Source organism: Hymenobacter glacialis, assembly GCF_001816165.1.
GTDB lineage: Bacteria > Bacteroidota > Bacteroidia > Cytophagales > Hymenobacteraceae > Hymenobacter > Hymenobacter glacialis.
Genome location: NZ_MDZC01000101.1, coordinates 96,818 through 120,474, shown reverse-complemented (window position 1 = coordinate 120,474; position 23,657 = coordinate 96,818). Strand labels below are relative to the sequence as shown.

At 58.3% G+C, this 23,657-nt stretch carries 16 protein-coding genes; 6 read left to right on the top strand and 10 right to left on the bottom strand.

Annotation, left to right across the window (positions count from 1 at the left end):
* Positions 1-226: 226 nt before the first annotated feature.
* Together BEN48_RS15290 and BEN48_RS15285 are read left to right on the top strand one after the other, a co-directional pair.
* Complete coding sequence (locus tag BEN48_RS15290; protein ID WP_070735805.1) at positions 227-3,223, top strand: SusC/RagA family TonB-linked outer membrane protein; 2,997 nt, start codon at positions 227-229, stop codon at positions 3,221-3,223.
* A 24-nt stretch (positions 3,224-3,247) separates the two neighbouring features.
* Positions 3,248-4,684 (top strand): RagB/SusD family nutrient uptake outer membrane protein, encoded by a 1,437-nt coding sequence (locus BEN48_RS15285; protein ID WP_070735804.1) that lies wholly within the window; start codon positions 3,248-3,250, stop codon positions 4,682-4,684.
* A gap of 260 nt (positions 4,685-4,944) precedes the next feature.
* Here the strand turns inward: BEN48_RS15285 and BEN48_RS15280 are convergent, their stop codons facing one another.
* On the bottom strand, positions 4,945-5,412 hold the full coding sequence (locus BEN48_RS15280; protein ID WP_070735802.1) for a hypothetical protein: 468 nt from the start codon (positions 5,410-5,412) through the stop codon (positions 4,945-4,947).
* A 136-nt stretch (positions 5,413-5,548) separates the two neighbouring features.
* On the opposite strand from BEN48_RS15280, the gene BEN48_RS15275 reads away from it, so the two are divergent.
* On the top strand, positions 5,549-5,782 hold the full coding sequence (locus BEN48_RS15275; RefSeq protein WP_070735800.1) for a hypothetical protein: 234 nt from the start codon (positions 5,549-5,551) through the stop codon (positions 5,780-5,782).
* A gap of 228 nt (positions 5,783-6,010) precedes the next feature.
* Here BEN48_RS15275 and BEN48_RS15270 read toward each other — a convergent pair whose 3' ends face one another.
* The 3 genes from BEN48_RS15270 to BEN48_RS15260 all read right to left on the bottom strand — a co-directional run bounded on the left by BEN48_RS15270 (position 6,011) and on the right by BEN48_RS15260 (position 8,651).
* Positions 6,011-6,367: a hypothetical protein gene (locus tag BEN48_RS15270; protein WP_125932679.1), complete on the bottom strand. Its 357-nt coding sequence runs from the start codon at positions 6,365-6,367 to the stop codon at positions 6,011-6,013.
* A gap of 79 nt (positions 6,368-6,446) precedes the next feature.
* Positions 6,447-7,745: an S-adenosylmethionine:tRNA ribosyltransferase-isomerase gene (locus BEN48_RS15265; protein WP_070735796.1), complete on the bottom strand. Its 1,299-nt coding sequence runs from the start codon at positions 7,743-7,745 to the stop codon at positions 6,447-6,449.
* Between the two features lie 114 nt (positions 7,746-7,859).
* On the bottom strand, positions 7,860-8,651 hold the full coding sequence (locus tag BEN48_RS15260) for a class I SAM-dependent methyltransferase (RefSeq protein WP_241502292.1): 792 nt from the start codon (positions 8,649-8,651) through the stop codon (positions 7,860-7,862).
* Positions 8,652-8,860: 209 nt separating this feature from the next.
* Here BEN48_RS15260 and BEN48_RS15255 point away from each other — a divergent pair, with 209 nt between their 5' ends.
* Entirely contained in the window at positions 8,861-9,451 is a 591-nt protein-coding gene (locus BEN48_RS15255) for a hypothetical protein (protein ID WP_070735793.1), read from the top strand.
* Positions 9,452-9,527: 76 nt separating this feature from the next.
* Here the strand turns inward: BEN48_RS15255 and priA are convergent, their stop codons facing one another.
* The 6 genes from priA to rpsF all read right to left on the bottom strand — a co-directional run bounded on the left by priA (position 9,528) and on the right by rpsF (position 18,486).
* Positions 9,528-12,071, bottom strand: coding sequence for a replication restart helicase PriA (gene priA, locus BEN48_RS15250; protein WP_070735792.1), 2,544 nt, complete (start codon positions 12,069-12,071; stop codon positions 9,528-9,530).
* 258 nt (positions 12,072-12,329) lie between these two features.
* Positions 12,330-14,435 (bottom strand): thioredoxin domain-containing protein, encoded by a 2,106-nt coding sequence (locus BEN48_RS15245; protein WP_070735790.1) that lies wholly within the window; start codon positions 14,433-14,435, stop codon positions 12,330-12,332.
* 67 nt (positions 14,436-14,502) lie between these two features.
* Positions 14,503-17,187: a GSCFA domain-containing protein gene (locus BEN48_RS15240; RefSeq protein ID WP_070735788.1), complete on the bottom strand. Its 2,685-nt coding sequence runs from the start codon at positions 17,185-17,187 to the stop codon at positions 14,503-14,505.
* A 97-nt stretch (positions 17,188-17,284) separates the two neighbouring features.
* Entirely contained in the window at positions 17,285-17,728 is a 444-nt protein-coding gene (gene rplI / locus BEN48_RS15235; RefSeq protein ID WP_070735786.1) for a 50S ribosomal protein L9, read from the bottom strand.
* A 92-nt stretch (positions 17,729-17,820) separates the two neighbouring features.
* A complete protein-coding gene (rpsR, locus tag BEN48_RS15230; RefSeq protein WP_035561439.1) occupies positions 17,821-18,054 on the bottom strand; it encodes a 30S ribosomal protein S18 in 234 nt (77 codons plus the stop codon).
* Positions 18,055-18,108: 54 nt separating this feature from the next.
* Positions 18,109-18,486: a 30S ribosomal protein S6 gene (gene rpsF, locus BEN48_RS15225; protein ID WP_070735784.1), complete on the bottom strand. Its 378-nt coding sequence runs from the start codon at positions 18,484-18,486 to the stop codon at positions 18,109-18,111.
* A gap of 623 nt (positions 18,487-19,109) precedes the next feature.
* Here rpsF and BEN48_RS15220 point away from each other — a divergent pair.
* Positions 19,110-20,459 carry a cytochrome c3 family protein gene (locus BEN48_RS15220; protein WP_083321107.1) on the top strand — a complete coding sequence of 450 codons (1,350 nt, stop codon included), beginning with the start codon at positions 19,110-19,112 and terminating at the stop codon, positions 20,457-20,459.
* 99 nt (positions 20,460-20,558) lie between these two features.
* Positions 20,559-23,630, top strand: a complete 3,072-nt coding sequence (locus BEN48_RS15215; RefSeq protein WP_070735782.1) for a TAT-variant-translocated molybdopterin oxidoreductase — start codon at positions 20,559-20,561, stop codon at positions 23,628-23,630.
* Positions 23,631-23,657: the final 27 nt, after the last annotated feature.

The following is a 23,657-nucleotide window of genomic DNA, read 5'->3' as shown; positions in this document are numbered from 1 at the left end:
GCCATATTACTATAAAAGTGATACTTGGTATCGGTTACTGGCAATAATTAAAGCGGTTACACCAATTTAAACGAATAAAATAGCCATGTGTAATTACCTTCGCTGTGGCATTATGTGATAATACGGATACCATTCCGAAATTTTAAGGGTGCCATTGCCTGTCAACAGGGCTTTTTTTAACAGAGCGCTGCATTTTTAACGATTCACCAACCTTTCTCCTTCCCCCATGGAACACAAATTCTTTACTCATCTCAAACTATTTTCGCTGCTGGCTATATGCCTGTTTGCAGTGCCCGCCTGGGCACAGCAGGCCATTAGCGGCCGCGTGAAGGGCTCTGACGGCGGGGCCGTGCCCGGTGCTACCGTGCTGGAGCGTGGTACCACTAACGGTGTGAGCACCAACGCCGACGGTGCCTTCAACCTCACGGTGCAGCCCAATGCAACCATCGTCATCAGCTCGGTGGGCTACGCTGCCCAGTCCATTGCCGTGGGCAACCAGAGCACCATCAACGTGACGCTGACCGTTTCGACTACCCAGCTCAGCGAGGCGGTAGTGGTAGGCTACGGCACGCAGTCGAAGGCTGACTTGACCGGCTCCGTAACCCAGCTCACCGCCAAGGACGTGGAAAACGTGCCCACGGTCAGCTTTGAGCAGGCCATTCAGGGCCGCACGCCCGGCGTGCAAATCAACCAGGGCTCGGGCAAGCTCGGCGCTGGCGTGCAAATCCGCGTGCGGGGTTCGTCGTCGGTGACGGCTTCCAACCAGCCCCTATATGTAATTGACGGCATCCCCGCCACGTCGACCGACGTGGGCTCGGACACCGAGCCGCTGAACCCGCTGGCCGACCTGAACCCGAACGACATTGAGAGCATCACCATCCTGAAGGACGCTTCTTCGGCGGCCATCTACGGTTCGCGGGCTTCCAACGGGGTAATTCTCGTGAATACCAAGAAAGGCCGCCAGGGCGTGACCAAGGTGAACGCGGGTTACTACGTGGGCACCAGCACCGCCACACGCAAGCGTGACTTTCTGAACGCGGCGCAATACAAGCAGCTGTTTACCGAGGCAGCCGAAAACGAGGGCTATGACGCCGCTGAAGAATTTGAAGGCAACGGCATCGACATCAACTCGACTTCTAATACGGACTGGGCTTCGGAGGCTCTCACCAAAGGCCGCGTGGAGCAGTACGACTTCAACGTGAGCGGCGGCGATGCCAAAACCCGCTTCTTCCTGAGCTCGACCTTCAACGACCAGACGGGTATTATTGTGGGCAACCGCTACCGCCGGGGCAGTGCCCGCATCAACCTCGACCATTCCATTACGGACCGGGTGAAAGTGGGCCTGAACCTGTCGCTGACCCGCTCGGTAAACGACCGGACGCCCAACGACAACGCCTTTACTAACCCCTTGCAGCTCAACGCCCTGCCGCCCCTGCAGCCACTGCGCATTCCGGTAGATCCAAATGACCCGTCCCAGGGCACGAAGCTCAACGACAACACCCTCTACTACAACAACCTGATTGATCTGGACAAGGGCTCGAACCGGGCCGGTACCTACCGCTCGTTCAGCACGGCGTTCCTTTCGTTCAACCCCATCAAGAACCTGACGGTGCGTACCGAAATCGGTGCCGACTTCCTGAACCTGAACGAGGAGATTTACCGCGGTGCCGGTACCCAGACCGGTGGCAACACCGGCTACGGCTACAGCAACCAGGTGCAGGTTATTAACTACACCACCAACAACACCGCCAACTACAACTTTACCCTCAACGAAGACCACAACTTCGACGCCCTGCTCGGCTTCTCCTTCCAGCGTTCCGACAGCAAGCGCACGTCGGCAGAAGGACGGGGCTTCCCCAACCCAGAGTTTACCAAAATTGCCAGCGCGGCCATCAAGACCAATGCCAGCTCCTCGCAGGAAGGCTTTGCCTTCCTGTCGCAGTTTGCCCGTGTCAACTACTCGTTTCGCAACAAGTACCTGGTTTCGGGTAGCGTGCGCCGCGACGGCTCTTCGCGCTTCGGTGCCAACAACCGGTACGGCAATTTCGGGGCTGGTTCCATTGGCTGGGTTGTCACGGAAGAAAGCTTCCTGAAGGATAACAGCATCCTGAACTTCCTGAAGCTGCGCGCCAGCTACGGCCTGACGGGCAACGCCGAAATCGGTAACTTCTCGTCGCGCGGCCTGTTCAACGCCCTGCCTTACGCCGACCAGGCGGGCATTCAGCCCAGCGACCGGGTGGGCAACCCCGACCTGACCTGGGAGAGCACTGCCCAAGCCGACCTGGGCCTGGAATTTGGCTTCTTTGACAACCGTATTTCGGGTGAAATCGACGTGTACGAGAAGAAAACCACCGATTTGCTGCTGAACCGTCCGTTGGCTTATGTGAACGGCTACAGCAACGTGACCGAAAACGTGGGCACCCTGAACAACCGCGGTCTGGAGTTTAGCCTCAACACGCGCAACTTCGACAAGGCGTTCAAATGGAGCACCAACTTCAACATCTCGTTCAACCGCAACAAAATCACTTCGCTGGCGGCGCCCATCCAGAGCCAGTACCTGGGTAGCGTGCGCGAAGGCTTGCCCATCGGCATTTTCTACGGCCGCAAGTTTGCCGGTGTAGACCCCGCTAACGGCGATGCTCTTTACTTCAATGCCGACGGAGGCACTACTGCCAACGTGTCCCAGGCAGCGCTGCAGGTGGTGGGCAACCCCAACCCGGACTTCACGGGCGGTATCACCAACACGTTCTCCTTTAAGGGCGTGGACCTGAGCGTGCTCGGCCAGTTTGTGTCGGGCAACGACCTCTACAACGCCGCCGGTATCTACCAGTCGGCCAGCGGTGACTACTTCGACAACCAGACCCTTGACCAGCTGAATGCCTGGCGGAACCCCGGCGATATGACCAATGTTCCACAGCTGCGTCTTTACGGCGGCAATGGCACGTCGCAGTCGTCGCGTTGGGTAACCGACGGTTCGTTCTTCCGCGTGAAGAATGTGACCCTTGGCTACAACCTGTCTTCGGATCTGGCCAAGCGGGCTTTCCTGAAGTCGGCTCGGGTTTATGTTTCGGCCCAGAACCTGTTCACCTTCACCAAGTACGAAGGCTACGACCCAGAGGTAAACACGGCCGCATTCGGCGCTGCCAACTTCCTCATCGGTCACGACTTCTACACGCCGCCCCTTGCCAAAACCTTCCTGGTTGGCATCAACCTCGGCCTTTAATCATCCGCATTAGCAACGACATCGATGAAAAATTTCTTTTCCCGTTCGGCGACTGTCTTGACCCTGGGCCTGGCCCTGGTTCTGACCTCGTGCGACAAGCAACTTGACATTGACCCGCTCCAGTCGGTTGATGCTGGCACGGCCCTCAACTCGGAGGCCAACGTGACCAGTGCCGTGGTAGGCTTGTATGCCCAGTTGGGCAACTCCAACCTGTACGGTACCAACCTCATTCTGGTGCCCGAGCTCTTGGCTACCGTGGACACCTACATCCGCTTCCAGGGCACGTTCGGTAACTTCCGTGACATCGCAAACCGCAATACGCGGGCTGAAAACAGCACGGCGGAAACCATCTGGCGTGAAGCCTATCAGGCCATCAACCAAACCAACCTGGTGATTGACGCCCTGCCAGTGGTGCAGAATGCTGCGTCGAAAACCCGCTTCGAAGGCGAGGCCCGCTTCGTGCGGGGCACCATGTACTTTGAACTGGTGCGTTTGTATGGCAAGCAGTACAACGCTGCCACTGCTGCTACTGACCTGGGCGTACCCATCAGCCTGGTTCCGGTGCGTACGGTAGAAGAGGCCAACCGCAAGATTGCCCGTTCTACGGTGGCGCAGGTTTATGCGCAGGCCATCGACGACCTGACCAAGGCTATCGCCCTATTGCCCACCACCAACGGCAACCGGGCAACTCGCTTCACTGCCAAGGCCATGCTGGCCCGCGTGTACCTGCAGCAGAACCGCTTCGCGGAAGCCGGCGTGCAGGCCGATGAAGTTATCAAAACCAGCGGCAAGTCGCTGGCGCCTACACTGGAAGCGGTGTTCCGCGGCCGCAACGGTTCCGAGACGCTGCTGGAGATTCAGCAGAACGACCAGAACAACGCCGGTACCGCCAACAGCGGCTTGGCTACCCACTACGCCAGCCTTGGCGGCGTAGGCCGTGGCGACGTACTGGTGCTGCCAGCATTTGCTGCTCAGTACGGACCGAACGATGCCCGGGGCAAAGACCCGCTGCTGTACAACAGCACGGGTGCCCGTCGGGTGTCGGCTCCGAACGTTGCCCTGCGGACTGGTAAGTACACCACGTTCGGTCAGAACATTCCGGTCATTCGCCTGGCTGAGATGTACCTGATTCGGGCCGAGGCTGCCTTCCGTGCCGGCGACCTGACCACGGCCCTCGCCGACCTCAACCGCATCCGCACGCGTTCCGGTGCCACGCCGCTCACCCTGGCCGATTTGACCCCAGCCAACGGGTTGGCCACCATCCTGCGCGAGCGTCAGCTGGAGTTGGCTTTCGAAGGCTTCCGCATCCACGACCTGAAGCGGACCGGCACCAACCTCGTTACCTCGAATGGCACCGTCATTCTAATAACCGATAACCGATTGGTATTGCCCATTCCCAAGCGCGAAACCGACCTGAACGACCCCGCTAATCCGGTGCTCATTCAGAACCCCGGCTACTAAGCACAGCCCCAGACGCAAAAAAGCCGCTCCGGTATCCGGAGCGGCTTTTTTGCGTCTGGGGGGAGTCGTTTGGTGGGCTTGGCATGAAGCTGTTTGAAAGCAAAAAGAACGTGATGCTAAGCTTGTCGAAGCATCTCTACCGCTACGTTACCGACTCATACGAAGCGGTAGAGATGCTTCGGCAAGCTTAGCATAACGCGCTGGCCAAAACCTAGTTACTTCCCATAAGGCGCAAGACTGCCTAAATCTGAGGACGTGCTTTAGTCCTCTTCTTCGTCGGTGCTGAAGTCGAGGGTGCGCGCTAAGTCGACGGCTTCCTGGGCCACCTCCTCCAGCAGCTGCGGGGCATCGGCGTCGAGGGTGCGGCCGAAGAGATTAAGCAACTCTTCGCCCTCCTCGTTTACATATAGGTTCTCATAGAGCCGGTCAAACAGGCGGGCTTCGCGGCCAATGATGCGGTCAATGTCCTCGGGCGAGCGGGCCTCGCTCAGGGCCCGGTGCAGCACGTCGAGCACCTGCCGGCTCTCGTCGTGGTCGCCCAGCTCCGATACCAGCTTGAGAATGCTCATAGCTAGGCCCAGCCGCACCTGCTCGAAGCGGAAAGGCTTGTCGGCCGGTGCCGCGCTGCGGAGCTGGTCGTGGGCCCGCAGGGTGGTGGGAGTGAGGTAATACTTCACATCGTTGGGGGCGGTGAAGGCGAGGTGCAGCAGCTGTTCGTAAGGACTCATGGGAAAAGGGCCGGGTGCGGCCGTCGTAACACGTCGGGGTGAGGTGCGTAAGCAGAAAGCCGAAAGGTACGCGCCGAACGCATGCTGCGCCGGTACAGGTGCCTTTCCTCCCGCATCATTTCATCTACTCCTTCCTATGACACACAAAAATAAATGGCTGCTGTTTGCCCCACTCGGCCTCACTACCATTGGCGCGGGCGCTTGCATGGTGCAATGGGCCGGCCACATGAAAGACGAGAAAGCGCCAACCTCCCAATGGGTAGCAGCGGGTACAGCGGCCCTGGTGGTCCTGAACGCGGGCATGAGTCTATTCGGCAGAGGAGTGCTGGAACGAGTGCGCCACGAGCTGCACGAAACCCCAGGCAAGTGAGCCAATAATGGCCATGGTTAAAAGAACGTCATGCTGAGCCTGTCGAAGCATCTCTACCGCAGCAGTAAAATTGATTGCCTGCGCGATAGAGATGCTTCGACAGGCTCGGCATGACTGCCAGAGGTACATCAGTTTACTTTTGGGCGATTTACTGTTAACAAAAAATCCCCAACCGTCAGGCTGGGGATTTTTTGTTACTAGCGAGTTGACACAATGCGTTGGGGCAGTCTACTCGGTCTTCTGCTCCAGTTTCTGGGTGCCTTCCTTCACCGCCGAGCTGGCTTCCTGAGAACCTTTTTTCACAGCGCGCTTGGTCTTTTTGGCCCCACGCTCCGCAAGGTTAGCCGTTTTTTTAGCGGCACGCTTCGCTGCGCGGGCGCTCTTGCGAGCCACATTGCCAGCCGCGTCTTTGGTGTTTTCAAGGGCCGCGCCAACGTTGGTCTTGCCAGTGATGGTAGTGGTTTTCACAGTGCCGTTGTCACGCACTTCAACTTCGGTTTTGGGCGTAGCAGGGGTAACTTCCTGAGCGTTGGCAGCGGTGGTGGCAAGTGCCAGACCAGCGAGCAACATGAGAGACTTTTTCATGATTGGGTGGATAATAAATGGGTGATACTATATAATTTGAAGAAAGTACGGCTTGTACGCAGGTTCAACCCAGAGGTTATCAGCAGCGTTCCGTACTATTTGCGCTAACCTCTGCCGTGCCCGGCAGTAGCAGCGAGCTGTCTCCATAGCTTAGGAAGCGGTATTCGTGCGTTAGGGCGTGGTAGTACACCGTGCGCCAGCCGGGCCCCAGCAGGGCTGCCACCAGCAGCAACAACGTGCTTTCGGGCTGGTGGAAGTTCGTGATGAGGCCATCGATGAGCCGGAAGCGGTAGCCTGGTGCAATGAGCAGCCGGGTGCTGGCCTGCAGCGTATCGGTTCCATTGGCCTCCAGGTGCTTGAGCAGGGCTTCCAGCGCCACTTCCGCGCTGATGTTATCGGCAGCAGCGGCCATATCGTACGGCTGCCACTGGGTAACCAGCAGCTCCGGTTGGCCAGCCACCTCACCGGCTGCCACGGTGGCAGGCTTAAGCAAGCCCACTCCCAGCCAATACAGGCTTTCGAGGGTGCGCAGGCTGGTGGTGCCCACGGCCAGCACCGGTTGGGGCCGGTGGCTTAGCAATTGCCGCAACAGCGCTGCCGTCACAATAATTGGTTCGGTATGCATAGGATGGTCGGCCATGCGGCCGGCCTTCACCGGCTGGAAGGTGCCCGCACCCACGTGCAGGGTAATGTGCCCCGTTGAAAAGCCCTGTTGCGCCAGCTCGGCCAGCAGCTCGGGCGTGAAGTGCAGGCCGGCAGTGGGCGCCGCCACGGCCCCCTCGGCGACCGCGTACACGGTTTGGTAGCGCAGGGCATCGGTGGCGGTGTCCGGGCGCCCGAGGTAGGGAGGAAGGGGAAGGTGGCCGCCCGCCCGCAGTACTTCCGCAAAAGGCAGCTCCGCCGGCTCCCATCTAAAATCAATGAGCGCGGTGCCGGCTTCCTGGACCTGGCGTTCGGCCCAAAGGGTGGCGGGCTGCCCGTCGGCGGTTTCAAACTCCAGGAGCACGGGGCCTTCTTTCCAGCGGCGGCCGTTGCCCACCAGGCAGCGCCAGGTGCAGCTACCGGTTTGCTGCAGCGCCATTTCCAGGCTGCGATGCGGGGCCACCGGCTCCAGGCAAAACAGCTCTACCTGCCCGCCGGTGGGGCGCCGGGCCAGCAAGCGGGCCCGCACCACGCGGGTATCGTTAAATATCAGCAGGGCACCCGCTGGCAGCTCGTTCGGCAGGTCGCGGAAGCGTTGGTCTGTGAGCTGCCCGTTGCGGCTCACCAGCAGGCGGCTGGCGGCGCGGTCGGGCAGAGGCTCCGGCGCAATGCGGTCGGGCGGCAGCGGGTACGAGAAATCGTGAATGGAAAGGTCGCGGGGGTGAGGGGCATTCATGGGCGCAAAGGTCGGACAGAAAGACCACCCTGCCCACCATGAACCCCGCTTTACCGAGTAGCCAGCCCCCAAGCAACCAGGCTCCGGCATACTTTGGCTGTGCCGCTCGGTCTGCTACTTGGGCCGGCGGAACATCAGCAGGTGCTGCTGGGGAAGCGTTTCAATGGCTTCCACGAATTCGAGGCCCACGGCGGCCATTTCTTTGCGGGCCTGCTCCACGCTCATTTTGTGGATGCGCTTGATGGGCACACCGGGGTCTTCGGCGCGGTACTCTACCAGAGCCAGGCGGCCGCTGCCGGGGCGCAACGCCTGCCGAATGGCCCGCCCCATCTCCCGGGGGTGGTCAAACTCGTGGTAGGCGTCCACAATCAACACCAGGTCCACGCCGTCGGCGGGGAGCGCGGGGTTGGTGGTGGTGCCCAGCACCGGCCGCACGTTGGTGACGTTGAATCTGCGCTTGTTCTCCTGGAGGGAGGCAATCATTTCGGGCTGAATATCGACCGCTAATACCTGCCCCTGGGGGACTTTTTCGGCCATTCGAAAAGAGAAGAAGCCCGTGCCCGCCCCAATGTCAGCCACCACGTCGGTGGGTTTGAGCCGAAGCTCTTTCACCAGCAAATCGGTGCCTTCTTCCTGTTGGCGGCCGTTGCGCTCCAGCCAGTCGGCGCCTTCGTGGCCCATTACGTGGGCAATCTGGCGCCCCAGGTAGTAGGTCCCAATGCCATTTGGGTCGCGGGGCGGAGCCATGACGTAGCCGCTGGTGTCAGCCTGCAGGAACTGAGCAGCGGCCAGCGAAGGAGTGGTTTCGGCGGGAAGCTGGGTGCAGCCCAGCAGCAGCCCGGCCGCGCCGCAGCTTGCCCCCATCAGGCACAGCGCCCGTTGCCAATTCGAAATACAATACCTCATATCAATTCGCAAGTAAGCACACACGGTACGGCCAACAGCAATTGCCTGTCTGTCGTTCAGCAGAAGGAAAGCTCAACTACAACGCTTTGGCAATAAGATGTAAAATCAATAATCTCATGTTTGAATAAGAAATTGCTCAACTAAAAACCACCAACGTGTACATTTGGCCGTAGAACGAATATTTCTCCATTTTCATACACCACTTACCCATGAAAAACATCTTTCCTCCCTTTGCTAAGTTCATTGCGGTAGCTGCCTGCGCCCTTACGTTGGGTAGCTGCAACCGTGCCGAATACGCCATGCTGCCCAAGGGCTCGTCTTACCACGGCGTAACCCGCGTAGCCACGCCCGTGCCGACCCAGGCTCCAACCACTGCCGTTGCCACGGCCCCGGTTGCCGCTGAGGCCATTGCTCCACAGGAAGCTCCGGCTGCCGTAGCCACCACTGCCACGCCCCAGGCTGCTACCAAAGAAGTAGCGGCTGCTGTAGCAGCAGCCAGCACCGTTGCGGCAGCTTCGGTCGTTGCCACGCCCGCTCCCAAGACCAACTTGGCCCAGCGCATCGCCCTGAGCAAAGTGACCCGGAAGATGGACAAGCTCATTCAGAAGTCGGGTGCCATGCGCCAGCACAACAATACCGCTTCTACGTCGGAAACCGCTGCTATCAGCGGTAACCTTCGTACAGGCCTCATCCTGTTGCTGGTTGGCTTGCTGGTTGGTATTTTCAACACCCTGATAGGTTCAATAATTGCACTTATCGGTGTGATATTTATCGTGCTGTGGCTGCTTGATTCCTTGTAGGAGCAACGGTAAAAAGAAAACAAAAAAGGACCCGTTCGGAAATCGAACGGGTCCTTTTTTTGAGCTGAAACGGAGGTTACATCGGGTCCACGTCGGCCACTAGGCGGGCTTGCTTGAACTCCTTCTGGTCCTTCACCACGTCCATGGCGGCGCAGATTTGCTCCTTGGCCCATTTCAAGGCGGTGTGGGCGCGGTCGAGCTTGATGGTGATTTCCTGGAGGTAGAAGTTGCGAATGCGGAAGATGTACGGCGCTTCCGGGCCCAGCACGGCCGCGCGGCCCAGGCGGTCTACCAGCTCCTGCGTGAGCAAAATGGCGGCCTGCTCGCCCAGGCCCTGCTCCATGTGTTTCACGGTCATTTTGATGATACGCATGAAAGGTGGGTAGCCGTGTTCCTGCCGCTGCATAATTTCGTAGTTGTAAAACTCCGCGTAATCGTTGCGAATCACCTTGTCGAAAATGACCTGCGTGGGGTCAGAAGTCTGGATGATGACCTTGCCCTTTTTGCCTTTGCGCCCGGCCCGGCCGCTCACCTGCACAAACATCTGGTAGGCCCGCTCGTGCGCCCGAAAATCGGGGTAGTGAATGATGCTGTCGGCGTTGATGATGCCCACGAGGCTCACGTTGGCGAAGTCCAGGCCTTTGGTCACCATCTGGGTACCCACCAGCACGTTGGTGTTCTGCTTCTCAAAGTCGCCGATGATTTGCTGGTAGCTGTTTTTGGCGCGGGTCGTGTCCAGGTCCATCCGCTGGATGTTGGCCTGCGGCAGCATGATTTTCAGGTCGTCCTCAATCTTCTCGGTACCGAAGCCCTGCGTTTTCACGGCGCGGGAACCGCAGGCAGGGCACTTGCTCACCATGCTGTCGTGGTAGCCGCAGTAATGGCAGCGCAGCTCGTGGCTGTGCTTGTGGTAGCTTAGGCTCACGGCGCAGTTGGTGCACTTGGGTATCCAACCGCAGTCCTGGCAGGCCACCACGGGCGCGTAGCCGCGCCGGTTCTGAAAGAGTATCACCTGCTCCTGGCGGCCCAGGGTGCGTTCTACCTCGCCCAGCAGGTCGGCGGTGAAGTGGTTGTGCATGGTTTTCTGCTCGCGGGCCTTGCGGGTGTCCACCAGCTCAATGTCGGGCATGCCCGCCTCGCCAAAGCGCTTGGTGAGGCTCACCAGCCCGTAGCGGCCCTGCTTGGCCTGGTAGTAGGTTTCCACGGCCGGCGTGGCCGAGCCCAGCAGCGTTTTGGCACCCTGGAAGTTGGCTATCATCAGAGCCACTTCGCGGGCGTTGTAGCGCGGGGCGGGCTCGTACTGCTTGTAGCTCGATTCGTGCTCTTCGTCCACGATAATCAGCGAGAGGTTATCAAACGGCAGAAATACCGCCGAGCGCACACCCACCACCACCTGAAACCGGCCCGAGAGCACGCCATTCCACACTTCCACCCGCTCATTGTCCGAGAACTTGGAATGGTACACCCCCAGCCGCGAGCCAAACACGCGCAGCAGCCGCGTCACAATCTGGGCCGTGAGGGCAATTTCGGGCAGCAGGTACAGCACCTGCCCGCCGCTCTCCAGCGCCTTGCGAATGAGGTCGATGTAAATCTCGGTTTTGCCGGCGCCGGTCACGCCGTGTAGTAGGGTTATTTCCCGCTCGCCGAAATGTGCCATAATCTCATCGCGCGCCGTGGTTTGGGCTTCAGTGAGGGTAAAATGCAGCTGCGCCGTGGGCTCGTCTTCCAATGGAAAGCGCGACACAATCACATCAAACTGCTCCAGCACGCCGTTTTTGATGAGCGTGTTCACCGCCGAAGCCGATAGGTGAGGGCTGCTGGTGAGAGCGGCTTTCTCAATGCCGTTTTGGTTGGAATGCTCGTTCTGGTGCACCGGCACGCGCTGCAGGTACTTCATCAGCACATCCAGCTGCTTGGGCTTGCTGGAAAGGGTGTTGAAGAGCTGCTCGATGGAAGCCTCCGACACAAAATGATGCGCCAAGCGGACCTTCTTCACCACTTTGGGCGAATACTTGTCGGCTGTGTGCTCAAAGAGGAAGATGACGTCCTTGTGCATCAGCGACTTTATCACCTTGTGGAAGGAGGTGATGCCCAATAGCTCACCCACTTCGGTAAAAGTCAGGGCTTTGCCGTCTTCGGTGGTGCCCAGGGCATCCACAATCAGTTCTTCCTGCTGGCTGAGCGGGTACTCGTTTTCCTCGCGCGAAAAGCGCGGGTGCAGCTGTATCCGCGACTCCGAGCTCAACTTCAGCGCCGAGGGCAGGGCCGCGTTTATCACTTCGCCAATGGTGCACATGTAGTAGTCGGCCATCCAGCGAAACAGCTTCAGTTGCGGCTGCGTCACCACGGGCGCATCGTCAATGAATTCGAGGATGTACTTGGCCTGGTATTCCTTGGGCGCCTGCTCGTGCACGGCTGCCACAATGCAGCTGAGTGTCTTTTTGGCCCCAAACTGCACAATCACCCGGCCCCCCACTACCACGTTGTCGTTGAGCTCATACGGCACGCGGTACGTGTAGAGCCGGGGCAGCGGCAGGGGCAGAATAACGTCGGCAAACAGCGTCACCCGGTCGGCTGCCGGAGCAACGGCGGGCGAAATAAAGTCAAGCGTGAAACTCAAAACAGCAGCGGGGTAGGGGGCGAATAGTAAAGATAACAGGGCTGGCGCCGGAGCGCAGCCAGCGCTGGCCGCGCCCCAGTGCGAAGTGCGTAACTGCTGGCCGAGGGTGGCGTAAGTCTGCGACTCACGGCGGCGCAGCCACCATGCGGAACCGGGCCGGTACCAAGTCAGTACAGCCGGCGTGGGTAGAAATTGCCACTCTGCGGCAGCGAGTTACAAACTCGCCTCATCTGTCAGCCAGCAGTTACGCGCTTCGCGCTAAACTGCGGCCAGCGCCATCAGGGCTTCGGCAACGCTATACACCGGTGCCAGACAGGCTTGATTCCGGCAGACGTGCACGGCAGTTTCGCCTTGGGGGGCGGGTTTCAGCAGCTTGAGCAGAGGCAGCTCCGAGCGGGTTTCCGAGCCCGCCACAATGGTATCAAACAAAAACGAGCGGTTAAGTTCCTCGCGGAAAACTTCGGCATCCGGTCCGATGACGGCAACCTCGGCGCCTGGCCGCAGCAGCGCGGCATATAATGAGGCCCAGTTGCTGAAGTGCTGCGGCTCTTTTGCCACCAGGTGCCGTACCTGGGCCAGCATATCGGCTGCCAGGCTTACGTACTGGTTGTTTTCGAGGTGACGTCCCAGACGGTGTAGGTTATGCGCCATCACCGAGTTGGAAGCGGGGATGACGTTGTCAAGCAGTTCTTTTTTGCGGGCAATAAGCGGTTCGGCGTTGCTGTCGGTGTAGAAAAACTGGGTCTCGGCCGGGTCAAAAAAGTTGCGGAGCACGTAGCCGGTCAGCGTCTCGGCCTCACGTAGCCATTTTTCCACAAAGCTGACTTCATAGAGGCTGATGTATGCCTGAATAACGAGGGCATAATCCTCCAGAAAGCCATTGATGCTGGGCCGGCCGTTTTTGCTGGTGCGGTAGAGGCGCTCGCCGTCGCGCAGGTGGGCTTCAATGTAGCGGGCGTTCCGCTCGGCCACCACCAGAAACTCGGGTTCGGCAAAGGCTCGGTAGGCATCGGTGAGGCCCTGCAGCATGAGGGCGTTCCAGCCGGTCAGCACCTTGTTGTCGAGGCCGGGGCGGATTCGGGTGGCACGCACAGCCATTATTTTCTGCTTCCACTCCGCTACCATCCCGGGCACTGCGTCCGGCGCCAGCTCATGGGCGGCGGCGAAGGCTTCATCGGTCTGCCGCCGATGCAGAATGTTGCGGCCGTGCTCCCAGTTGCCGGCCGCCGTGCAGTTGTAGTAGGCTGAAAACAGCGGCTCCTCGTCGCCCAGAATGTCACGCAATTCTGCGTTGGTAAAGGTGTAAAACAGCCCTTCTGTCCCTTCGCTGTCTGCATCAAGTGAAGAATAAAAGCCGCCCTCCGCATTGGTCAGCTCCAAACGTACAAATTCGACGGTGTCGTACACCACCTCCCGGAAAAGCGCGTCCTGCGTCACCTGAAACGCCTCGCTGTAGAGACTCACCAGTTGGCCGTTGTCGTAGAGCATTTTCTCGAAATGAGGCGCCAGCCACTCTGCATCCACCGAATAGCGGGCGAAGCCACCATGGACCTGGTCGTAAATGCCGCCCCAGGCCATCTCGCGCAGCGAGAGCACGGTTTGGTCCAGCAGCGCCTGACTGCCGCTAACGGCGTGCGCCCGCAGCAAAAAGCGCCACACGCTGGGCATTGGGAACTTAGGAGCTCCATGAAGGCCGCCGCGCTCCCGGTCAAATTGCGCCCCCAGGGTGTAGACCAGATGCCTGAACTCATCCTCCGAAACACCAGCTGGGTTGGCATCTTCCATATTGCTCGTCTGCAGGCCCGCAGCCGCTGCATTTAGTGGCGGCGGGGGAGTGGGGCGGCCGCTGTGCTTCTGCAATTCGCTGGTCCCAATCACCTGCATAAACCGCTCCGCCGACTGCTCCAGCGCTACCCGATGCTCGCCCGCGTACGCTTGGCCGATGTTCTCAAGCAGCTTCATCCAGTTGCCCGGAGGGAAATACGTGCCTCCATAAAACGGCTTGGCCTCTGCCGTCAGAAAAACGTTGAGCGGCCACCCGCCCCGCAAGCCCATGGCATGCAGGGCATCCATGTAAATCTGGTCCACGTCGGGCCTTTCCTCCCGGTCTACCTTGATGCACACAAAATAGCGGTTCATCAACGCGGCCACCGCCGTGTTTTCAAACGATTCCCGTTCCATAACGTGGCACCAGTGGCAGGCCGCGTACCCAATACTCACCAAAATGGGCTTCTGCTCAGTCCTTGCCCGTGTCAGGGCCTCGGCATCCCACGGGTACCAGTCCACCGGATTGTGGGCGTGCTGTTGCAGATAGGGGCTCGTTTCCTGAGCAAGCCGATTGATGGGAAGTGCAGGGGTGGCCATAGCAAACAAGATAGGTGAGCGGACCTAAAACACCAAACCCGGCTTCGTAGGCCGGGTTTGGTGTTGTTTAAGCTGGTTTTGCTGGCTTGCGCGGTGCTTTTGGTTTCGCTGCCACTGGCTTGGCTGCCGCCTTTTTGGGCGCCGGTTTAGCCGCTGGTTTCGCTGCTGCCGCTTTGGGCTTAGCCGCTGCCTTGGCTTTGGCCAGTGGTGCCACTTCGGGCTTAGACGCTACTTTGGTTTTGGCTACCGGTGCCGCTTTGGGCTTCGCTTCTGCTTTGGCTTTGGCCACTGGTGTCGCTTTGGGCTTAGCCTCTGCTTTAGTCTTGGGTGCTGCCTTGGCTTTAGCCACCGGTGCCGCTTTCTTCACCGGCTTTGGCTTGCTCTCCTCTGAAGCAGGAATGGGTACTGGCAGCACAGCAGCTTTAGGTGCTTTTGCCCTAGGTGCAGCCTCTTTTGTAGTTGCAGCCGCCTTCTTGATTGGGGCAGCAGCCTCAGGCACTCGCTCAATCAGCGTAGCCGACGAACCGGTCATTCGGCCTGCTGCTACTTGTGTGCGCAGCTGCGGCGAATCAGGTACCGGAATCACGTGCGTATCAACCGCTGGTTTTTCGGCGCGCGCTTGGCTCACGGCCCGCTTCGGCCGGCTGGTACGCCGCGCCGGAGCAGCAACGGGAGCATCTGTCACATCAGAATCAGAAGCCGTGGCAACTGCCTCGGCAACGGGCTTGGCAGCCTGCGAGGCGTTTGCATTAGGGTTGCGGCCTGCACGCACGTCAGGCGCGGGTTGGTTGGATAGCTGTTCAGCGTTGCCAGTTGCCGGGCTGGGTTCCGGTTGGGACGGCGCAGCTAGGTCTTGGCCACCACCAGCCTCAGGGGTAACAGCCGAAGCAGTATTTCTCCTGCCTCGGTTGCGGCTGTTGGGTGAGGTAACAGGCCCATTATTTCCTGCTTCTGCTGTGGCAGCAGCCGTTGGCAGTTGCCCGGTACCGGTATCAACATCCTCAGGTGCCGAAGCTGCCGCATCTGCAGGAGCACCGGCATTCTCCTCAATTGAGGCATCAGTGGTAGGCGTATATAGCGCCACCCGGGGTACCCGGCCCGATTCGTTGCCGCGTCCGCCGCGCTTTACTGGTTGCGATTTCGTGATGACCGAAGCCTTGCGGCCTTCCTGACGCATTTGAGTGGCTTCTACTGTTTCGTTTGAGCCGCTTACTGCAGTATCTGCGCCCGTGGTATTCTCAGAGTCAGTTTCATCAGCCGTAAGCTCCCCTGAAGCAAGCCGAAGCGCGTTCTTGCGTGCCGTCCGCTTGGCACCGCCACGCGAGCGCCGCTTTTTCTTTTTGCCCGGTTCCTCGTCACCAAGCGAGCCACCCAGATTGGCGGCAGCCGGTAGAGCGGTCATTTCCAACGATTGCTCGGCAACACCTAAGGCACCGGGAGCCAGCAGGATAGGGTTCAGGAGGGCATCAACCTCACCAAATGCATTGGTTGCAGTGTTCGCTGTCTGAAACTGTTCGTTTTCAGTAGGGACTTGCGACTGGCCCTTGCCGCGGCCATCCCGGCGGCCACGCTCCGGCCTACCCGACCGGTCACCCCGCTGAGCCCGGAATTCTTCGGGCGACAAGCGGGGCGGGCGGTTGCCGGCATTGGGGCTGGCTGGCACAGCTTCGCGCGGGGTCGCCTGCGCCTCACGCGCCACCGAACCCTCGCCAATGTCGATGCGCTCCTCGTCGTCTTCCATCATATCCACCGGCTCGGGCTGCTTGGGCACCGGCAACGACGAAATTTTGGCGCGTACCATGTTCAACTCCGCGGCTACTTCCACCTTGCGCAGGCTCAGCTGCTCCAGTTTTTGCAGTGTGTTTTCCAGGAACTCACGGTGCTCCGGAGCTCCCTCGTGCAGCGGCCGGTGGCCCAACGACTGCTGCACCGAAGCCCACTCCTTGCGGAACCGGCCAAAGTCAGCGTCGAAATAGGTACGGGCAAACTTGTCCCAGATATAATCTTCCGCTACTTCAGTTGGATGCAACATGTCGGACGCATAGAAGCGGTAGTCGCGCAGGTCATCCATCAGCACCTCGTAGGCGGGGAAGTACGCCACTCCCGGCAGCAGGTCGCTCACAATGTGGGTGGCCACGCGCAGCACCGACTTGCTCACCGAATTCAAGGGCAGCGTGTCTTTTAGGTGACGTACCGGGCTCACTGTGAGCACAAACCGCACATTGGGATTGATGCGCCGCAGGTACGCATGGGTTTCCGCCAAGCCATTGATGATTTCATCAGGCGTGAGCAACTCCTTCACAAACAGGTCGGCCGACTGCTTGTGGCAGTTGTTCACCAGCTCGCCGGTCTCGCGGAGCCGGTAGGCCCAGGCCGTGCCCAGCGTGAGGAGCACCACATCGGCCTGCCGCAGAAACTCGCCCGTGCGGCGCACCAGCTCCTGAATGTACTGCAGCAGTTCCACCGGCGAATCAGCCCCGATGCTGCCGTGCAGGTCGTAGCTCTGCCAGCGGCCCCGGGCTTGCAACACGTGCTGCTGCCAGTCTACTTCCTCGCCGGCCGCGGCGCGAAGCAGCTTGGCCAGCGCCAGTGGCTGAAACACGGTACCAAAAGGGTTTACCAGCGCCGTTACTTTGACGGCAGTCAGGCGCGCACCGATGCTGTCGGCAAAGCAGGAGCCCAGCGTGAGGACCCGCGCCGTGCGCGCAAGTTGGTCGGTGGCCGGAGCAATGGATAATTCGGTTCTAAACATCGAAGCAAAAATAGCCCTTGCCCGCTATTTCGAGCCGAAGGGTAATAAAAAAGCCCCACCAGAAGGCAGGGCTCTTTCATTGATGGTTGAGCACTAACTACTCAGCTACAACGCGGAAATTAATCGTGTGTTTCACTTCCTTGTGGAAGTTAGCCGTCGCAGTGTAGTCGCCAGCAGCCGCAGGCTCCTGGTCAAACGACAAACGCTTGCGGTCCACGTCGATACCTTTTGCCTTCAGCGCTTCGGCCAATTGCAGGGTAGTTACGCGACCAAAGATTTTGCCGCTTTCGCCCACTTTAGCGCGAATTTCGAGGAATGCGTCACCAATCTGGTCAGCAATAGCCTGTGCGTCGCCCTTGATTTTGTCAGCTTTGTGGGCCGCCTGGCGCACGTTCTCAGCCGTGATTTTCTTGTTGGTTTTGTCAGCCAGCATGGCCAAACCCTGCGGCAACAAGAAGTTGCGACCGTAGCCCGATTTCACGGTCACGATGTCGTTCTTGTAGCCGAGGTTCTTAACGTCGTCTTTGAGGATGATTTCCATGTCTTGTTCAGAATGATGAGTTCTGAATTATGAGTTATGAGCTAAGAATTGCCCGTAGAGCAACTCAAAACTCAAAACTTATAACTCATAATTTATTTCAAAGCGTCGGCTACGTAAGGCATCAGAGCCAAGTGGCGGGCCTTCGCGATGGCCTGGGTCACTTTGCGCTGAAACTTCAGGCTGGTGCCGGTGAGGCGCCGGGGCAGCACGCGGCCCTGCTCGTTCACAAACTTCAGCAGGAAGTTCGGGTCTTTGTAGTCCACGTACTTAATGCCGTTCTTCTTGAAGCGGCAGTATTTCTTGCGGGTGTCCTGCGGCTTGTTCATAGCCGACCGGTCATTGTTCCGGTTGTATGCGGGAGATGCCATGTTACTACTGGGTTATTGGGCTACTGCTTCGGTTTCTTTTGCAGCCTTTTGCAGGTTCATCTCGCCATTGCGGCGACGGGTGTTGTAATCCACGGCGTGCTTATCGAGCACGGTGGACAAAAACCGGATGATGCGCTCGTCGCGGCGGAACGCCAGCTCGAGTACGTCAACGATGTTACCTTGTCCAGTGTACGACAGGCAGAAATAGTAGCCTGTGGTTTTCTTCTGAATCGGGTAAGCCAGCTTGCGCAGGCCCCAGGCTTCAGTGGACAAAATGGCGGCGCTATTTTCCTTAAGCACCTGGGTGAACTTCTCGACCGTCTCTTGCACCTGGCTCTCGTTCAACACGGGAGTTACGATGAAGACCGTCTCGTAATTTCTTACTTCCATTACGACGGGGTGAAATATAGTGGTGAAAAAATTTGATTGGGGCGCAAAGGTACTGACTTTCCGCTAGATTGCCAAGCACCCTAGGCCCATCCTTAGTATAATAGGCCTTGCCGTGTAGAGGAGGGCGATAATTGATGAGATGACCCTGAATTGAACAGCAACCCCGCGCCCATCGCTCCATTCACCTCATAAGCTGAAGCAATTTCACCTCATAAGCTGAAGCAATACTGCATAATGCAGCGTTATATTGGCCACTCAAAGTCGTGCTAATGCCTGGTCAAAAGGGCTTCCTATTAATCCCACAAAAACAGCCATAACCAGTTGTCATTGATTTTGCGTATTGCAGAGGTTTGTAGCCAACAAAAGGGCGCAACACTGGTTGTAATTCAAGTCGTTATCTTGTAAAAGGGCTATACGTGAAATGTAAGGTGCCCAAAAAAGTTGTGATTAGGTTGCCCATGAGGCGTTTAGTCGCAAGTAGGGGAGAGGAGGAGCATAATTGGCTTGAATAAGGCTGCCTCCAATGCCCAGAAATTGCATTTCACTTTTTGCCGCCTGCGAATCCTGACCTACATTTGTGGCCTTGAAATGCCCTAGCGTTTCGTTTTACCGTCTATTTTCTTATGAATAGCATTCGACTTCGTTCCTTACCTCATCTGTTGCTGGCTCTGTTCCTCACGTTTGCCGGCACCCAACAGGCTGCCGCTCAAGACGCGGGAGCTACAACTACCGTCAAAAAAGAAGGCGTGGTGCCCGGCGCCACCGATGGCGCCAATGCTGCAACCGTCACTGCTGCGGCAGATGGTGGAGCCAGCGGGGGCGACGCCGCCGCCATTGCAGCCGGTGATGCCCTCTTCAAAACGAACTGCGCCCAGTGCCACGCCGTGAACGAGGTGATAGTTGGCCCCGCACTGGCCGGCATCACCAAGCGGCGCACCATTTCCTGGCTGATTCCGTGGATTAAGAACTCCAGCAAAGTGGTGGCCAGCGGCGACGAGTACGCTGTAGCCATCTACAACAAGTACAATAAGCAGCAAATGCCCTCATTTGCCCTGTCTGATTCGGAGGTAACTTCCATCTTGGCTTGGGTAACTGCTGAGGAAGGCAAAGCAGTAGCTACTGCAGGAGTGACTGCTGGTAATGCAGCTGCTGCCGATGGCCAGGCCGAAGCTGGCGGTGCCGACGCCGGTGCTGGCAAATACGTTGACATCCTGTTGATTGTGCTGGTTGTGGTGCTCATCGTATTGGTGGTAACGCTAGTAATCATCGGCAACCTGATGAAGGACGTGCTGCGCGGCCGCAAAGACCTTGACGGCCGTGACGTTGAAATTCTGGAGCAGCGCTTCGATTGGGGTAAGATGTACCGCTCGCCCGTGCTGCGTGGTATTGTTGGTGTCGTTTTCGCCCTGGTTTTGCTTTATGAAGGTGTGCAAACTGTGATGGCCGTTGGCCTCACGCAGGGCTACCAGCCTACCCAGCCCATTGCTTTCTCGCACAAGCTGCACGCCGGCGAGCACCAGATTAACTGCGCCTACTGCCACACTTCGGTATACAAGAGCAAATCAGCCAACATCCCTTCGGCCAACATCTGTATGAACTGCCACTCGCAGATCAAAACCGAGTCGCCCGAAATCAAGAAGATTTACCGCGCCATCGAGCGCAAGCAGCCCATTCAGTGGGTACGCATTCACAACCTGCCCGACCTGGCTTATTTCAACCACTCGCAGCACACCCAGGTGGCGGGCTTGCAGTGCCAGACCTGCCACGGCCCTATCCAGAACATGGAGGTTGTGTACCAGTATTCGGCCCTCACCATGGGCTGGTGCATCAACTGCCACCGCGAGATGCCAGTGAACGCCAAAGACAACAAGTACTACGACAACCTCGTGAAGCTGCACGACACCAAGAACGCAGGTGCTCCCTTCACCGTGTCGTCGAACGGCGGCACTGAGTGCTCGAAGTGCCACTACTAATAATTTGATTCTATTGTAGTCGGTACTGGGTAGTCAGTATGTAGACTACTTGTTGCAACCGACTGACTACCCAATACTGACTACTGATTACCCTCCCAAATGAAGTACTGGAAAGGAATTGAGGAACTAGAAAACGCTCCGGAGTTCATGCAATCAGCTTTTGCTGAGTTCATGCCGGTGAAGGAAAGCCATGCGAGCACGGATGCTACGTCGGCTCCTCGTCGCGACTTCCTCAAACTAATGGGTTTTGGTGTGGCTGCGGCCACGTTGGCCTCCTGCGAGACTCCTGTTCGCAAGGCTATTCCATACCTCAACAAGCCCGAGGAGGTGGACCCCGCCATCTCGAACTTCTACGCTTCCACCTACTTCAACGGCGCCGACTATAATGCCGTGCTGGTGAAAAGCCGCGACGGCCGGCCAATTAAGCTGGAAGGCAACCCGGAGTCGCCAATTACCAACGGGGGCCTTTCGGCACGGGCACAAGCTGCCGTGCTCAGCCTGTATGATGGCGGTCGTCTGCAGCATTTCGCAGTAAAATCAGGCAATGGCCACCAGCAGGTAGAACCTGCTGTGCTCGACCAGGCAGTTCGCGCCAAGCTGGCGGCTACCACGGGTCGTATTGCCATTGTTTCGCCTACCATCATCAGCCCCACCACCAAAAAGGCTATTGCTGAGTTTGCTGCCCGCTACCCCAATACCACGCACGTCATGTACGACGCGCAATCGGTAACGGGCCTGCTGCAGGCTAACGGCGGTGTTGTACCCAGCTATAACTTCAGCCGCGCTAACATTATTGTGAGCCTTGGGGCTGACTTCCTAGGTACCTGGATTTCTCCTGTGGAATATAGCCGTCAGTACGCTATGACCCGCAAGATTAGCCGGGACAAGCGCTCCATGTCGCGCCACTACCAGTTCGAAACTGCCATGACGCTGACCGGCTCCAACGCCGACATTCGCGTTCCGGTTAAGCCTTCGGAGATGGGTGCCGCTGCGGTAGCCCTCTACAACGCTGTAACCGGTGCTGGTGGCGCCTCTGCTTACAAAAATGATAAACTGACCCAGGCCGCGCGGGACCTGAACGCCAACCGTGGCGCCAGCCTCGTGGTATCGGGTTCTAACGACCCGGCTGTGCAGGCACTGGTGGCTGCTATCAACCAGGCCCTCGGCAACGTGGGTACTACGGTTGATTTGGCTGCTCCTTCCAATGTCCGTCAGGGCGATGATGCCCGCATGACTGCCTTGGTTAATGACATGAACAACGGAAGCGTTGGCGCAGTCATTTTCTATAATGCCAACCCGGTTTATAATCACCCTCTTGGTGCGAAAGTAAAGTCAGGCATTGCCAAAGTGCCACTTACCATCTCCCTCAACGACCGGCTGGATGAGACCGGCATGCTTTGCCAGTACGCCGCTCCCGACAGCCACTGGCTGGAGTCGTGGAATGACTTCGAGCCTAAGCGTGGTTTCCTCAGCTTGGGTCAGCCCGTTATCACGCCGCTTTTCGCAACCCGTCAGGGGCAGGAAACCCTGCTGCGCTGGGCTGGCAACAACACCGGCTACTACCAGTACCTGCGTGCCGCATGGCGTGGCGTGACTCCAACCGATGCGGCTTGGGACAAGGCTGTGCATGATGGCGTTGCCACCGGCACCGCGCTGGCTGCTGCTCCCGCCATGACGGCGGCGGCAATGAGCCCTGCCGCTGCAGTTGCGCAAATTGGTGGCGCTGGAAAGCCTGCAGCCAATGCAATTGAAGCTGTATTGTACGAGAAAGTAGGCTTGGGAGCTGCTGGTTGCGAATCCAACAACCCCTTCCTACAAGAGTTGCCAGACCCGGTTTCGAAAGCAACCTGGGGCAACTACGTGGCCGTGCCTCGCAAGATGGCTGTTGACAATCAGTGGGAGCAGGGGGACGTCATCAAGGTGACTGCCAACGGCTACTCCATTGAGTTGCCCGTGCTGATACAGCCAGGTCAGACCAATGGTACTGTGAGCATTGCGTTGGGCTACGGCCGCACGCTGGCTGGCAAAGCCGGTGACCAGGTTGGTGCCAATGCTGCTCCTCTCGCCATGGCAACTGCAAACGGCATGATGTACAACACCGTGGTGACGCTGGCCAAAACCGAAGCTAAGTCGCCCATTGCCCAGACGCAGACGCACCACACCATCATGGACCGCAAGTCGGTGGTGCAGGAAAACACGCTGGCCCAGTACATCAAGAACCCGAAAGAGGTAACTGAGTACGAGAAAGTAATGACTCCTGATGGTTTGGAGAAGCCCAGCAAGGTTTCGCTGTGGCAGGACTATCAGTACAACAACCACCACTGGGGCATGGCGGTGGACCTCAACTCGTGCATTGGCTGTGGCTCGTGCGTGATTGGGTGCCAGACCGAAAACAACATTGCCGTAGTAGGCAAGCAGGAGGTTATCAACCGCCGCGAAATGCACTGGATGCGCATTGACCGCTACTACAGCTCCGACCACCACAAGGACGAGTTTGAGACGGTAGGTAAAGTAGGCACTTACACCGCAATGGAAGACCCTTCGGACAACCCGCAGGTTATTTTCCAGCCGATGATGTGCCAGCAGTGCAACCACGCTCCCTGCGAAACGGTGTGCCCGGTACTGGCTACCACGCACAGTTCGGAAGGCCTGAACCAGATGACGTACAACCGTTGCATTGGTACCCGCTATTGCGCCAACAACTGCCCCTACAAAGTCCGCCGCTTCAACTGGTTCTCCTACTACTCCAACGAGAAGTTCGAGACCGTTAACGGCCACATGTTCACCGACCTCGGCCGCATGGTGCTGAATCCTGACGTAACTGTTCGGGCTCGCGGTGTGATGGAGAAATGCTCGTTCTGCATCCAGCGCATTCAGCTCGGTAAGCTCGAGGCAAAGAAGCAGAAGCGTCGCCCTATGGACGGCGAAATTGTTTCGGCCTGTGCTCAGTCGTGCCCCACGGAGGCTATCGTATTCGGCGACATGCGCGACCCGAACAGCCGCCTCAGCCAACTGTTGCGGCGCGAAGATGGCGAGCGTGCTTTCCACGCTCTGGAGTCCATCAACGTGCAGCCGAACGTGACATATCTGACCAAGATTCGGAATGCGGAATCGGAGTTCTTTGCTAAAGAGGAGTCAGAGTCCATGCAGCACGAGGAGGCGAAATCTTAAGAAGCTTAATAATCACAAACATATAAG

What these genes read in the sequence shown, in the direction of transcription:
- BEN48_RS15290 (WP_070735805.1), top strand. Translation starts at nt 227, where the DNA reads ATGGAACACAAATTCTTTACTCATCTCAAACTATTTTCGCTGCTGGCT.
- BEN48_RS15285 (WP_070735804.1), top strand. Translation starts at nt 3,248, where the DNA reads ATGAAAAATTTCTTTTCCCGTTCGGCGACTGTCTTGACCCTGGGCCTG.
- BEN48_RS15280 (WP_070735802.1), bottom strand. Translation starts at nt 5,412, where the DNA reads ATGAGTCCTTACGAACAGCTGCTGCACCTCGCCTTCACCGCCCCCAAC.
- BEN48_RS15275 (WP_070735800.1), top strand. Translation starts at nt 5,549, where the DNA reads ATGACACACAAAAATAAATGGCTGCTGTTTGCCCCACTCGGCCTCACT.
- BEN48_RS15270 (WP_125932679.1), bottom strand. Translation starts at nt 6,367, where the DNA reads ATGAAAAAGTCTCTCATGTTGCTCGCTGGTCTGGCACTTGCCACCACC.
- BEN48_RS15265 (WP_070735796.1), bottom strand. Translation starts at nt 7,745, where the DNA reads ATGAATGCCCCTCACCCCCGCGACCTTTCCATTCACGATTTCTCGTAC.
- BEN48_RS15260 (WP_241502292.1), bottom strand. Translation starts at nt 8,651, where the DNA reads ATGAGGTATTGTATTTCGAATTGGCAACGGGCGCTGTGCCTGATGGGG.
- BEN48_RS15255 (WP_070735793.1), top strand. Translation starts at nt 8,861, where the DNA reads ATGAAAAACATCTTTCCTCCCTTTGCTAAGTTCATTGCGGTAGCTGCC.
- BEN48_RS15245 (WP_070735790.1), bottom strand. Translation starts at nt 14,435, where the DNA reads ATGGCCACCCCTGCACTTCCCATCAATCGGCTTGCTCAGGAAACGAGC.
- BEN48_RS15240 (WP_070735788.1), bottom strand. Translation starts at nt 17,187, where the DNA reads ATGTTTAGAACCGAATTATCCATTGCTCCGGCCACCGACCAACTTGCG.
- rplI (WP_070735786.1), bottom strand. Translation starts at nt 17,728, where the DNA reads ATGGAAATCATCCTCAAAGACGACGTTAAGAACCTCGGCTACAAGAAC.
- rpsR (WP_035561439.1), bottom strand. Translation starts at nt 18,054, where the DNA reads ATGAACAAGCCGCAGGACACCCGCAAGAAATACTGCCGCTTCAAGAAG.
- rpsF (WP_070735784.1), bottom strand. Translation starts at nt 18,486, where the DNA reads ATGGAAGTAAGAAATTACGAGACGGTCTTCATCGTAACTCCCGTGTTG.
- BEN48_RS15220 (WP_083321107.1), top strand. Translation starts at nt 19,110, where the DNA reads ATGAATAGCATTCGACTTCGTTCCTTACCTCATCTGTTGCTGGCTCTG.
- BEN48_RS15215 (WP_070735782.1), top strand. Translation starts at nt 20,559, where the DNA reads ATGAAGTACTGGAAAGGAATTGAGGAACTAGAAAACGCTCCGGAGTTC.